The sequence below is a fragment of the Achromobacter sp. genome (genome assembly GCF_057314935.1).
In genome coordinates this window covers 29,606-42,789 of sequence record NZ_DBHKZA010000053.1, presented here as the reverse complement: position 1 = coordinate 42,789, position 13,184 = coordinate 29,606, and the positions used below count along the sequence as shown (strand labels likewise).

The 13,184-nt window shown below is 66.1% G+C and carries 11 protein-coding genes; 2 read left to right on the top strand and 9 right to left on the bottom strand.

The genetic code is table 11. The features are described from left to right. Nucleotides 1-103 precede the first annotated feature (103 nt). From ACO6D5_RS19430 to ACO6D5_RS19405, 6 genes are all read right to left on the bottom strand, one after another. Nucleotides 104-904 (bottom strand): carbohydrate ABC transporter permease, encoded by an 801-nt coding sequence (locus ACO6D5_RS19430; RefSeq protein ID WP_088589790.1) that lies wholly within the window; start codon nucleotides 902-904, stop codon nucleotides 104-106. After that, nucleotides 901-1,776 (bottom strand): carbohydrate ABC transporter permease, encoded by an 876-nt coding sequence (locus ACO6D5_RS19425; protein ID WP_088589789.1) that lies wholly within the window; start codon nucleotides 1,774-1,776, stop codon nucleotides 901-903. Before ACO6D5_RS19425 ends, ACO6D5_RS19430 begins: the two co-directional genes overlap by 4 nt. 13 nt (nucleotides 1,777-1,789) lie before the next feature. Beyond that, on the bottom strand, nucleotides 1,790-3,085 hold the full coding sequence (locus ACO6D5_RS19420; RefSeq protein ID WP_006224482.1) for an ABC transporter substrate-binding protein: 1,296 nt from the start codon (nucleotides 3,083-3,085) through the stop codon (nucleotides 1,790-1,792). A 34-nt stretch (nucleotides 3,086-3,119) separates the two neighbouring features. Next, a complete protein-coding gene (locus tag ACO6D5_RS19415) occupies nucleotides 3,120-4,175 on the bottom strand; it encodes an ATP-binding cassette domain-containing protein (protein ID WP_315844539.1) in 1,056 nt (351 codons plus the stop codon). Nucleotides 4,176-4,311: 136 nt separating this feature from the next. Beyond that, nucleotides 4,312-5,109 (bottom strand): phosphodiesterase, encoded by a 798-nt coding sequence (locus tag ACO6D5_RS19410; protein WP_485826257.1) that lies wholly within the window; start codon nucleotides 5,107-5,109, stop codon nucleotides 4,312-4,314. Nucleotides 5,110-5,153: 44 nt separating this feature from the next. Further along, nucleotides 5,154-6,167, bottom strand: coding sequence for a substrate-binding domain-containing protein (locus ACO6D5_RS19405; protein ID WP_006224485.1), 1,014 nt, complete (start codon nucleotides 6,165-6,167; stop codon nucleotides 5,154-5,156). A 321-nt stretch (nucleotides 6,168-6,488) separates the two neighbouring features. Between ACO6D5_RS19405 and ACO6D5_RS19400 the strand changes: the two genes are divergently transcribed. Then, nucleotides 6,489-7,817, top strand: a complete 1,329-nt coding sequence (locus tag ACO6D5_RS19400; protein WP_485826256.1) for an amidase — start codon at nucleotides 6,489-6,491, stop codon at nucleotides 7,815-7,817. A 175-nt stretch (nucleotides 7,818-7,992) separates the two neighbouring features. Here the strand turns inward: ACO6D5_RS19400 and leuA are convergent, their stop codons facing one another. From leuA to ACO6D5_RS19385, 3 genes are all read right to left on the bottom strand, one after another. Then, complete coding sequence (gene leuA / locus ACO6D5_RS19395; protein WP_485826255.1) at nucleotides 7,993-9,705, bottom strand: 2-isopropylmalate synthase; 1,713 nt, start codon at nucleotides 9,703-9,705, stop codon at nucleotides 7,993-7,995. Between the two features lie 395 nt (nucleotides 9,706-10,100). Beyond that, nucleotides 10,101-11,078 (bottom strand): tripartite tricarboxylate transporter substrate binding protein, encoded by a 978-nt coding sequence (locus tag ACO6D5_RS19390; protein ID WP_485826254.1) that lies wholly within the window; start codon nucleotides 11,076-11,078, stop codon nucleotides 10,101-10,103. Nucleotides 11,079-11,265: 187 nt separating this feature from the next. Next, the gene (locus ACO6D5_RS19385) at nucleotides 11,266-11,928 is read right to left on the bottom strand and encodes a hypothetical protein (protein WP_485826253.1); all 663 of its coding nucleotides are present in this window, start codon (nucleotides 11,926-11,928) and stop codon (nucleotides 11,266-11,268) included. Nucleotides 11,929-11,944: 16 nt separating this feature from the next. Between ACO6D5_RS19385 and rpoN the strand changes: the two genes are divergently transcribed. Then, nucleotides 11,945-13,184: RNA polymerase factor sigma-54 (gene rpoN / locus ACO6D5_RS19380; RefSeq protein ID WP_485826252.1), on the top strand; the 1,240-nt coding region annotated here is incomplete at its 3' end.

The window sequence follows — 13,184 nt, the reverse complement described above, 5'->3', positions numbered from 1 at the left end:
GCAGCAAGCAAAGGCCCCGCCGTAGCGGGGCCTTTTCCATGGCGCCACGCACGCCATTGGGGGCGCGCGAAGCGATGCGCCAACGCGGTGCGCTATCGGCGCCCTACCGGATCCCGGCCCGCATGAACGACTGCACGAACTGGCGCTGGAACAGCAGGAAGGCGATCAAGAGCGGCGCGGCCGACATCAACGTGGCGGCGGTGATGACGGACCAGTCGATGCCCTGGTCGGTCGACGAGAACACCTGCAGGCCCACCGTCAATGGCCGGGACTCCACCGAATTGGTGATGATCAGCGGCCACAGGAAATTGTTCCAGTGGTGGCTGACGGACACCAGGCCGTAGGCCACATAGATCGGCTTGGCCAGCGGCACGTAGACCTTCCACAGGATCTGCATGGCGTTGGCGCCTTCCATGCGCGCCGCTTCCTCCAGTTCGCGCGGCACCGTCTTGAAGGTCTGGCGCAGCAGGAAGATGCCGAAGGCCGACGCGAAGTACGGCAGGCCGATCGCGAACACCGTGTCGCGAATGCCCAGCTGGCTCATCGAGCGGTAGTTCTCCACCAGCAGCACGTCCGGCATGATCATCAACTGCAGCAGCACCAGCATGAAGACGAAGTCGCGGCCGCGGAACTCGAAGCGCGCGAACGCGTAGCCGGCCAGCGTCGACAGCACCAGCTGCGCGGCCAGCACCATCGTCACCAACAGGAAGGTGTTGACGAAGTAGCGCGGAAACGGCGCGGCCTGCCAGGCCCGCGCGAAGTTATCCAGCGTCAGCGGGGCGAACAGTTCGAAGCGGGTGGCGTAGGCCGGCGGGTGGAACGCCGCCCACATGGCGTAAGCCAGCGGCAGGATCCACAGAAGGCCCAGCGCCCACGCGCCCAGGGTATCGAGCTTGTCTTTCATTGATAGTGCGTCCTGCGGTCCAGCCAGCGGAACTTGATCAGCGCGGTCAGCGCCAGCACCACCAGCAACACGACGGTCAGCGTGGCGGCGTAAGCCGTGTCCCAGAAACTGAAACCCACCTGGTAGATGTAATACAGCAGCAAGGTGCTGGCGTTGTCCGGCCCGCCGCGCGTCATGACGACCACGTGGTCCACCAGCCGGAACGCGTTGATCAAGGCGTTGATCAGCACGAACAGCGTGGTGGGCATCAAGAGCGGCCACAGGATGCGGCGGAAATACTGCCAGCGCGACGCCCCTTCCAGCATGGCGGCTTCGCGCAGCGACGGCGACACGGTCTGCAAGGCGGCCAGGTAGAAGATCATGAAAAAGCCCGCCTCCTTCCACACCGTCACCAGCATCAGCGCGGGCAGCGCCGTGTCGCGGTTGCCCAGCCAGTTGGGGCCGGGAGAGCCGAACCAGCCCATCACCTGCGCGATCAGACCGTACTGCGGCGTGTAGAAGAACAGCCAGATGTTGGCCACCGCCACCATCGGCAGCACCGTCGGCGTGAAGTAGGCCATGCGCAAAAAGCCGCGGCCCGCCAGGTTGCGGTTCACCCACAGCGCCATGACCAGCGCGATGCCGATTGACGTGGGGATCGTGCCCAGCGCGAACCACAGGTTGTTCCACAGCGATTGCCAGAACACCGGATCGTCGCGCATGACGGCATAGTTCTCCAGGCCCACGAAACGCGCCGGACGCGCGCCCTTGGGCGTGGAGAAGAAGCTGTGCCAAAGCGTCGCCAGCGCCGGGTAATGCGTGAACGCGGCGAGCAGCACGATGGCTGGCAGCAACAGCAGCCAGCCATAAAGCGCATTTAAAGAGCGGCTCATCGTGCTTGTCGGTTTACTTGTAGGAACGCAGGATGCGGTCGGCCTCGCGTTGCGCGTCGGTCAGGGCCTGCTGCGGCGTCTTCGAACCGGTCAACGCCGCTTGCAGCGCGTCATTCAGGGTCTTGGTGACGCGCTGGTTCTCATGCGTGGAGAATTCCGCCACGCTGACTTCCAGCTGGTCGCGCGCAACCGCCGCGGCCGGCACTTCCTGCGCGTACTTCTTCATCTTCTCGGTTTGCCAGGCGGCCGGCGTGACCGCGACATAGCCCGTGGCGATGCTCCAGTCGGCCGCGCGTTCCGGCGTCGTGACCCATTGCGCGAACTTCAGTGCGGCTTGCTGCTGGGCCGGCGTGCCGCTCTTGAAGATGTAGAAGTTGCCGCCGCCCGTTGGGCTGCCGCCGCGCTTTTGCTGCGGCATCATGGCCACGCCGAACGGGAAGTCGGCATTCTTGCGGATGTTGGTCAGGTTGCCGGTGGTGGTCCACACCATCGCCGCCTTCTTTTCCAGGAAGTCCTTGGGCGTGGTGCCCCAGTCGATCGTTCCGGTCGGCATGATCTTGTGCTTGGCCGACAGGTCGCGCCAGAACTGGGCGGCTTCGACCACTGCCGGCTTGTCCAGGTAGACCTCGTTGCCGGCCTCGTTCATCAGGATCGCGCCGTTGGGCGTGGTCAGGGCCTGAAACAGCCAGTACGCGAACGCGCCGCCCGACGGGATCTCGATGCCCCACTGCGTCGTGTTGCCGGAGGCGTCCTGCTTGGTCAGCTTCTTGCCGTAGTCGACCAGTTCGGCCCAGGTGGCCGGCGCGCGCTCGGGATCCAGGCCGGCGGCCTTGAACAGATCCTTGTTGTAGTACATGACGATGGTCGAACGCTGGAACGGCACGCCCCAGGTGTGGCCGCCCGTGCGGCTGTTCTGCATGAAGGCGTCGTAGAAGCCGCCCAGCCACTTCTTGTCGGCGTCGGTCTTCGCCAGCGAATCGATCGGGACGATGGCGTCTTCGTCGATCAGCGTGAACATGTCGGTGGACAGCAGCACGGCCAGCTGCGGCGGCGTGCCGCCCTTGAGCGCGGTCAGCGCCTTGGCGATGGAATCCTGGTACGAGCCCGCATAGATCGGCTTGATCTTGATGTCGGGATTTTCCTTCTGGAAATCCGCCACCATGTCGTCGACGATCTTGGTGATGGGGCCGCCGACGGCGACCGGGTAATAGAACTCGACCTCGACGGGCTTGTTCTGCGCCTGCGCAGGCAGGGACAGGCAGGCGGCGGCAAGGCTGGCGGCCAGGGTCTTCAGTACGATGCGTCGCATGGTGCGTTTCCTTATCCGTGGAAGTGAGCGGTTTTTAGCGCTCGGCGGTGTTGATGACCGCCGAGTCGGCGGCAAAGAAATGTTGTTGTCCGTCTTGCCACGACAGGCGCAAGGCCTCGCCCGCGCGGGCGCGTAAATGTCCGCCCACCCGCACGGCTACGCCGCTGGTGTCGCCGACCCGGCACACCACGATGGAGTCCGCGCCGAAGTACTCGACGCTTTCCACGGTGGCGGCAATGCCGCTGTCGTCGATGCGGATGTGTTCAGGGCGTATGCCCAGCTTGACGGCGCCGGCCGGGGCGCCCGCGAGCGCGGGACCCTGCGTGCCGGCGATGACCGTCGCGCCGTGCAGCGTCGTCACGCCGATCAGATTCATGGGCGGCGTGCCGATGAAGCGCGCCGCAAATTCCGTGGCCGGGCGTGCGTAGAGGGCGTCGGGCGTGTCGTGCTGCTCGATCTGGCCGCCGCGCAACAGCACCACCTGATCGGCCATGCTCATGGCCTCGGTCTGGTCGTGCGTCACGTACACCATCGTGATGCCCAGGTCCTGCTGCAGCGCGCGGATCTCGCGGCGCATTTCGTGGCGCAGCTGCGCATCCAGGTTGGACAGCGGCTCGTCCATCAGGCACACGGGCGCTTCGGAAATCACGGCGCGTCCCAGCGCCACGCGCTGTTGCTGCCCGCCCGACAACTGCGAAGGCTTGCGGTCCAGCAGATGGCCCAGGCCCAGCAGGCCGGCCACGCGTTGCAGGCGGCGGTCGAAGTCGCGCGCCGGCTCCTTGCGCACCCGCAGCCCGAACAGGATGTTCTCGCGCACCGACAGGTGCGGAAACAGCGCATACGACTGGAACACCATCGAGATGCGGCGCTTGGCGGGCGGCAGGTCGGTCACATCGCGGTCGCCGATGCGGATCGTGCCCGAGGTCGGGGTGTCCAGCCCGGCGATCATGCGCAGCGTGGTCGACTTGCCGCAGCCCGACGGGCCCAGCAGCACCGTGAAGCTGCCTGCCGGCACGGTGAAGCTCACGCCGTGGATCGCGGCGGCGCCGCCGTACTGTTTGGTGAGGTTATCCAGAACGATGGATGACATGCTGTCTCGACGATCTAATAGTTAGATCCGCATTGTTGCCTGTTATGAAAACCTTTTCATTGTGCAGCGCAAACATGACGGATTCGTGGCAATGTCCGGGGCGGTCAGGCCCCGGCCTTCGGGTCAGGAAAACGATTCAGGCAAACGGATACGGGCCGGGGTAGTCCCCGATGACGGCGTGGTGCGTGACCAGGTTCTTGCCTTGCCACCAATGCAGCTGGTAGCCCGGCGGCTCCATGATGTATTGCAGGGTCGGGCGCGGCCCCAGTTCCAGCGCCAGCTGGTGCGCGGTGCCGGGACAGGTGGACGCGACCGTGCCGCCGAAGCGCTGGAAGATGGTGCGGTGCAAATGACCGCACAGCACGCGTTCCACGTTCGGAAACCGCGACACGATGCGTTCCAGCTCGGGCGCGCCGGCCAGCAGCCCGATGGCGTCCATGTGTTCGATGCCGGTCAGGAAGGGCGGATGGTGCATCAGCACCAGCGTCGGGCGGTCGGGCTGTTCGGCCAGGCGCGCGGCCAGCCAATCCAGGCGGTCCTGGCACAGTTCGCCGTGGCTCTTCATCGGCACGACCGTGTCCAGCGCCAGCATGCGCAGCGGATAGGTCTCGATGGCGTACTGGATGAACGGGCTGTCGCCTTGCAGATACGCATGATCGGGAAAGGCGGCGCGCAATTGCGTGCGGTCGTCATGGTTGCCGGGCAAGAGGAAATACGGGATCTCCAGCGCTTGCAGGTGGTCGCGCAGCACCTGGTATTCGTGCGGGCGGCCCAAGTCGGTCAGGTCGCCCGTGATCAGCACGCAATCGGGGCGCGGATCCAGCGCGTTCAGCGCGCGCACGGCCGGGCCCAGGAAGGCCGCCGGGTCGATGATGCCGTAGGCCTTGTCGCCCGGGGTGCGCATGTGCAGGTCGGTGATTTGTGCGATGAGCATGATGCGGATCAGGTGTCGGGGTCAGGAGTCGAAATAAAAGGGAATCAGCGGCGCACGGACGCCGCCGTGCCGCCGACCACGATGCAATGCGGCAGCCGGTTCGACTGCGGCGGCTGGCCGTGGATCTGCGCCAGCAGGTTCGAGCAGGCCGTCTGGCCGATGCCGTCGCTGGGCTGGGCCACGGTGGTCAGCGGCGGCGTCAGCAAGGCGCCGAAGCGCATGCCGTCAAAGCCGCATACCGAGATGTCGGCGGGCACGGACAGGCCAAGCGCCACCAGGTCGGCGATGACGGCCGTGGCCAGCAGGTCGTTCGAGCAGAACAGCGCGGTGGGCGCCTGCTTGCCGCGCAGGGCGGCCTTCAGCGCGTCGGCGTCGCTGCCGGTGTGCGAGCTCATGGCGATATGCTGCACTGCATCCAACCCCAGTCTCTTGGCGCAGGCGCGCGCGCCGGCCAGACGGCGGCGCGCGCGGTCCGAAGCCGTCAGCGGCCCCGTCACCAGCGCGATGCGGCGGTGGCCCAGCGCGGCCAGGTGCGCGACCATGTCGCTGGCGGCGGCGCGGTTGTCCACCGAGGCGAAGGGATGCGTATTCGATTCGTTGTAGACCAGCACGTACGGCATGCCGGCGCTGTCCAGGTCGTCCAGCGTGGCGCTTTTGTTCACATCCGCCACGGTCAGGATCAGCCCGTCGACCTGATGGTCCATCAGCCCCTGCACCGCCGCGGATTCCACGGCGGGGTCGTAGCCGGTGGCGGTCAGCATGACGCTGTAGCCGGACTCGCGCGCGCGGCGTTCCGCGCCTTCGAAGCACTCGGCGAACACGGGGTTCGACAGCGTCGGCAGGATCAGCCCGATGGTGCGGGTGCTGCCCGAGCGCAGGCTGCGGCCCACGCGGTTCGGCCGGAAACCGGCGCGCTTGGCCACGTTGCGGATGTGCGCCAGCGTGTCGGGATGAACGATGTCCGGCTGGTTGAACGCGCGCGAAACCGTCGCCGGAGACACCCCGGCCTTGCGGGCCACTTCAATGATTGAAAAGCGGGGCGACGGGCGCGTAGCCATATGTTTATTGCTGTCGGTTTACTGAAAACGATTTCATCTTACAAGACAAATATGACCTTTGTATTGCACGGGTTTGCGCTATGCTGGTGGTGACGCAACAACAGAAAGCCATGGCGCGGCGTTGTCGGTTTACCCGGGAAAACACGGTGTTTTCGGTGTTTTTCCCAATTGACGCGACGCGCACAATGGCTGGGATCGGTCCGCTGGAATGCCGTGGCGAATAGGCCACGGGCCGGCAAGGACAGACCCTCGGTCAAGGGGACCGGGTGCGGAGTTCAGCTGCCGCGCGTAATGCGCGACACCGGTAAAGAGGAAAGGATCATGTCTACTGCCTTAAACAGACTTGGCGCGCTTGAAGCCGCGCGCAAGCTGCAACGGCGCGAATTAACCGCGGTGCAACTGGTGCGGGCCTGCTTCGCCCGCATCGAGCAACGCGAAAACACCATCCATGCCTGGACGGCGCTGCAGAAGCAGGCGGCGCTGGACCATGCGGCCGACCTGGACAGCGGTGCGCTGCGCGGCTTGTTGCACGGCCTGCCCATCGGCGTCAAAGACCTGTTCGACACCGTCGACCTGCCCACGCGCTACGGCTCCCCCATCTACGAACGCCACCGTCCCGGCCTGGACGCGGCTTCCGTCGCGCTGTGCCGCGGCGCGGGCGCCGTCGTAATCGGCAAGACCGTCACCACCGAATTCGCCACCTACCAGGCCGGCCCCACCCGCAACCCCCGCAACGACGCCTATACGCCGGGCGGCTCGTCCAGCGGATCCGCTGCGGCCGTGGCCGACGACATGGTGCCCTTCGCGCTGGGTTCGCAGACGGCAGGTTCCATCATCCGTCCCGCGTCGTACTGCGGCATCGTCGGCTTCAAGCCGACGTTCGGCGCCGTGCCGCGCGCCGGCGTGAAAAGCCTGGCCGAGTCCCTGGACACCGTCGGCGGCTTTGCGCGTTCGGTGCCGGACGTGGCGCTGTTCGCGTCGGTCATGATGCGCGATCCCCGCATGCTGGATCTCGCCTACGAAGGCAAGCCGCGCGTCGGCATGTGCCGCACGCTGCAGTGGCGCCATGCGCAACCGGAAACCAAGGAAGCGTTCGCGCAGGCCGCAGCCACGCTGTCGCGCGCCGGCGCCGTGGTGCAAGAGGTGCCCCTGCCTTCGCAGGACTGCATGCTGGTGCAGCTGCACGCGGACATCATGGCGTTTGAAGCTTCGCAGTCGCTCGCTTTCGAGCGCCTGCAGCACGCCAGCCAGCTCAGCCCCAAGATCCAGGCGGTGCTGGAAGCCGGCTCGCAGATCACGGCCGAGGAACACATCAAGAACCTTGCCCGCGCCGAGGAATCGCGCGCACGCGTGAACAGCTGGTTCCAGGACTTCGATGTGGTGCTGGCGCCCAGCGCGGCGGGCGAAGCGCCCTTTGCCGACCTGGGCACGGGCGACCCCCAGTTCTCGCGCGCCTGGACCTTGTTTGGCCTGCCTTGCCTGAACCTGCCGTTCGCGACGGGACCCCAAGGCTTGCCCGTGGGGCTGCAGGTGGTCGGACAACGCTACGACGATCACCGCACGCTGGCGGTGGCCGCGTGGATCCACGAGCGCCTGCTGGCCGCCAATGCGCCTGACATCGGCGCCTCCGACATGTGGCCCCGCGGCTGAACGTTCGCGACCCGCCGCGCGCCACGAGCAGTGCGCCAATGAAAGCAGAAAGCCCGCCAGGTAAGGCGGGCTTTGTTTTTGGCCGGGCCGCTCAGAAGAGAGGTGTGTCTTCCGGGGCGCGCAAGCCCATGTTCCGGGCTTGCGGCGGGCGCTTCTGGTTATGCCGGAATGCGGATCACGCGGCCTCGGCGGCTTCCTGTTCGGTCGCCGTCACGGCGCCCGAGTTGATGTGGCGGTTGACGGCGCTCAGCACGGCCTGGAACGAAGCCGTCACGATGTCGCGGTCGATGCCCACGCCGAAGCCCGTGCTGGATTCGCCGACGCGCAGTTCCACGTAGGACGCGGCGCGCGTGTCGGTGCCGGTGCCGATGGCATGCTCGTGGTAGTCCATGATGCGCACCGGCACGTCCAGCGCGGCCACGAAGGCCGAGATGGCGCCATCGCCCTTGCCCGTCACGATGCGGCGTTCGCCGTTGTATTCGAGTTCGGCTTCGATGCTGAAGTGCTGGCCTTCGCCGGCCGACGGATTGCCGTCGATGCGGTGGCGGATCAGCTTCCACGGGGCCTTCTGCTCAAGGTATTCGCGGTTGAAGATCGTGTGGACGTCGTCGGCGGTGACTTCGCGGCCGGTCTCGTCCGTCACGCGCTGGATGGCGCGGCTGAATTCGATCTGCAGGCGGCGCGGCAAGACCAGGCCGTGTTCCTGTTCAAGCAGGTACGACACGCCGCCCTTGCCCGACTGGCTGTTCACGCGGATCACGGCGTCGTAGCTGCGGCCGAGGTCGGCGGGGTCGATCGGAAGGTACGGCACTTCCCAGACGGCGTCGGCCTGTTGCAGCGCGAAGCCCTTCTTGATGGCGTCCTGGTGCGAACCCGAGAACGCGGTGAAGACCAGGTCGCCGGCATACGGATGGCGCGGGTGTACCGGCAACTGGTTGCAGTATTCGGCGCAGCGGCGCACTTCGTCGATGTCGGAGAAGTCCAGGCCCGGATGCACGCCTTGCGTGTAGAGGTTCAAGGCAAGCGTGACCAGGTCGACGTTGCCGGTGCGCTCGCCGCTGCCGAACAGGCAGCCTTCGATGCGGTCGGCGCCGGCCATGACGGCGAATTCGGCGGCGGCAACCGCGGTGCCGCGGTCGTTGTGCGGGTGCACGCTAAGCACGATGCTGTCGCGGCGCGCCAGGTTCTTGTGCATCCATTCGATCTGGTCGGCGTACAGGTTGGGGCTGGTGGCCTCGATCGTGGCGGGCAGGTTCAGCACCATCTTGTGGTCGGGCGTGGGCTGCCAGACGTCGGCCACGGCATCCGAGACTTCAAGCGCGAATTCGGGTTCGGTCGTGCTGAACACTTCGGGCGAATACTCGTAGCTCCACTTGGTCTCGGGGCGCTGCGCGGTGTATTGCTTGATCAGGCGCGTGCCGGTCGTGGCGATGCCCTTGATCTCTTCCTTGGACATGTTGAACACGACCTTGCGGAAGGCCGGCGCACATGCGTTGTACATGTGGACGATGGCTTGCTTGGCGCCGGCTGCGGCTTCCACCGTGCGGCTGATCAGGTCTTCGCGCGACTGGGTCAGCACGATGATGGTCACGTCGTCAGGGATGCGCTTTTCGTCAATGAGCTTGCGGACGAAATCGAAGTCGGTCTGCGAGGCGGACGGGAAGCCCACTTCGATTTCCTTGAAGCCGATCTTCACCAGTTGCTCGAAAAAGCGGAGCTTGCGCTCGACGCTCATCGGCTCGATCAGGGCCTGGTTGCCGTCGCGCAAGTCCGTGCTCATCCAGATCGGCGCCTTGGTGATGCGGCGGCTCGGCCAGGTGCGTTCGGAGAAGTCGCGGGCAAAGGGGGCGAAGGGGACGTATTTGGTAGCGGGGTTGGCAAGCATCATGACTACACCTCGATCGGTTTCTTTTGAATCCCGGGAGCACTACTCTCGGCGGCATTTGTGACCGGATGACGGTCTTGTGCCAGGGGTTGCCGTGATTGACCGGCAGGATTCACAAATAAAAGGGGGAAATCGCGTGTGGCAAGCGTGGCTGCCGAGCTACCACGGGGACACTAGGCCCGGCAACCGATCGGTAGGTATAGCGATAGCGCGGCAAACGAGGAGGAGCGAGCGCGCAGGCCGGCAACCGGAGCGGCGGAGCGTCCGGTGGCAATCGCGAGGGAGGTGCGGTGTGCGGCCATAGGTTGCTAGTCAAACATACTTTCTGCCGGAGCGCAAACGAAATGCGTCCGAAAAAACGGGGGGCGGAACGCCCCGCCGTGTTTTCCGCCCCGTGCCTACTGCGTTTGCATGTGGCCGTTTTTGACGACTTTACCGAGCCGTTCGCGTTCGCTTGCCGCGAATTCGACGAAGCTGGCGCGCGAGCCGCCGCCGGGTTCGATGCTGCTCTGGCGCAAGGCGTCCTGCACGTCCTTCGACTGCAGGGATTGCTCGACGGCCGCATTCATCTTGTCCAGCACGTCGGCAGGCGTACCCGTGGGCGCGAACAGGCCCGCCCAGTGGCCGATGCGGATGGCGGGAAAGCCCGCTTCCGCGGTCGTGGGGATGTCCGGCGCGCTGGCCATGCGCTTGTCCCAGGTGGTGGCCAGAGCCTTCAGCTTGCCGCTCTGGATCAGCGGCAGGGTCACGATACTGGCTTCGGAGGTGGCGTCGACCTGGTTGCCGATCACGGCGGTCACGCCTTCCGAGCCGCTTTTATAGGCGATCGGCTCGATCGGCAGGCCCGTCGCTTCCTTCACCATTTCCGCCACGAAGTGCGGCGTGCTGCCGTTGCCGGCCGTAGAGAACGTGATGCGGTCGGTCTTGGCTTGCTTGGCGCGTTCAACGAAGTCCTTCAAGTCCTTGGCGGGATTGGACGGGTTGGCCACGATGACGGACGGCGTGATGGAAAGCAGCGCCACCGGGGTCAGCGCGTCGTCCTTGTAAGGCTGGTCCGAGCGGATCAGGCTGTTGGTGACGGTGCCGTTGCTGCCGACCAGATAGGTGTAGCCGTCCGCCGGGCTGCGCGCCACGTGAGCCGCGCCCACGACGCCGCCCGCGCCGGGGCGGTTTTCGACGATGACGGTCTGGTTCAGGGTGGTGCCGACGGCTTTCGCGATGATCCGGGCGACCAGGTCATTGGCGCCGCCCGCGCTGAAGGGGGCGACGAAGGTGATGGGTTTGTCAGGCCAGTCGGCCAGTGCCGGGGTGGCGGCGAACGCGGCCGAACAGGCCGCGAGCAAGCCGGCGGCAAACCGGACGGAGGTGCGGAACATGGGTGTAACTCCAGGAGGCTGGCTGCGCATCCGGCAGGTCTCGGCGGCCGGTAGAGTTTTACTTGTGTGCGCGGCCCGCGGTTGCGCGAGCCTGGAGCGGCCAGTATAGGACGGGCCTGCTGGCAGGGGACTGAAACAAACAGGCCGCCTGTCGGCGGCCTGGGATCAGGAGAGAGGGGCCTGGCGCTTAGCGCGCCGGGCCGATGCGCGGTTCGACGTAGCGGTCGCCGCGGGTTTCGCCGCGCACTTCGGCGCGGGCGGGTTCGCGGCGGCCGTCATCACGGCGGCCGTCGTCACGCGGATCGCGGCCTGGGCGGGTAACGGTGCCTTCCAGAATCTGCGCCTGTTCGGCCACCATCGCGATCTTGCCGATGCGGTTGTGGCGGATTTCAGACAGTGCGCGGCGCAAATCGCCGACGGTGAAGGGCTCTTGGCGGTCGCCCCAGGTCCAGCGCAGCACGCCCAGCGATTCTTCCGACAGGTTCGGCGCCAGGTCGGCCAGCACATCGGTGCCGACCGGCGTGGCCGCGCCCGAGGCCAGGCTGGCGGAGAACCAGGCTTTGACCGAGAAGAAGACGATCAGCGACCAGATGCCGGCCACGACCCACCAGATATACGGGTTCACCTTCTGCACCATGTCCATGGTGGGCTGGCCCAGGGAGTGCAGGAAGTCGTAGTTCATGCGTCTGCCGAAATCGAGTATCCAGGAGGCGACCAGATACCAAAGGATCACGGCGACGGCGATGACTATCGCGCGCACAACGAGTCGGGGAAGCGCCAATTTGAGCAGGGTTTGGCCGATAAGTCGGCTGTCCTGGCGAACGCTTGCGGGCGAAGTCAGATTCATCATGCAAAATATTGTACCTATGACCCGCCCAATTTTAGAACTGCGACCTGGCCAGCATCTGACGCTGACCCCACAGCTACAACAATCGATACGATTGTTGCAGTTGTCTACGCTCGACCTTGAGGCCGAGATCTCGCAAGTGCTCGCGGACAATCCCCTGCTGGAGCGCGAAGACGACACGCCCGCGGCCGAGGCGCAAGCCGAATCTGAACGCGAATCTTCCGTGCAGGATGACGAGCCCGCAGCGGAACGCGAGACGCCGGTGGATGAAATGCCCGGTTCGGGCGGGGTCTATTCGGATGAAGATTCCGGCCCGCCGGAGACGGCGCGGCCGGATACCTTGCGCGAACACCTGCTGGGGCAGCTGATGCTGACCCGTGCGGCGCCCCGCGACGTCGTGCTGGCGGCGCTGCTGATCGACGAGCTGGACGAAAACGGCTACCTGGGATCGCCGCTGGAGGAGATCCTGGGCTGGCTGCCCGCCGACACCGAACCCGACATCGACGAGTTGCGCGCGGCGCTGTCCTTGCTGCAATCGTTCGACCCCCCGGGCATCGGCGGGCGCGACATGGCCGAATGCCTGCTGTTGCAATTGCGCAACCCCGACCTGACGCGCCTGCCGGAAGCGGCCGACCCCGCCGTCCTGGCCTGCGCACGGCAGATCTGCGTGCAGCATCTGCCCTTGCTGGCCACCGGCAACGCCGCCCGCCTCTGTGCGGCGCTGGGCTGCGACGACGCGACGTTCCGCGCGGCCCATTCCCTCATCCTGCGCCTGGAGCCGCGCCCGGGGCGCGCCTGGACGGTGCCGGCGGCCGATTACGCGGTGCCGGACGTCATCGTGCGCAAGACCCGGCGCGGGTGGCAGGTCACGCTCAACAGCGCCGCCGTGCCCCGGCTGCAGATTAACGGGCTGTACGCGCAGATGCTGGGCAACCAGAAAGAGTCCGCCCATGCGGGCCTGCAGTCCCAGTTGCAGCAGGCCAAATGGATGATCCGCAACGTCGAGCAGCGTTTCGACACCATCCTGCGGGTGGCCCAGGCCATCGTCGAGCGCCAGACCGCCTTCTTCAGCCAGGGCCCTTCGGCCATGCGGCCGCTGATCCTGAAGGACATCGCGGGCGAGCTCGGTTTACACGAATCGACCATTTCACGGGCCACAACGCAGAAGTACATGCTCACTCCGTTCGGCACGCTGGAGCTCAAGCGCTTCTTCGGCGCTGGCGTGTCCACCGACGGCGGCGACGCCACGTCGGCTACGG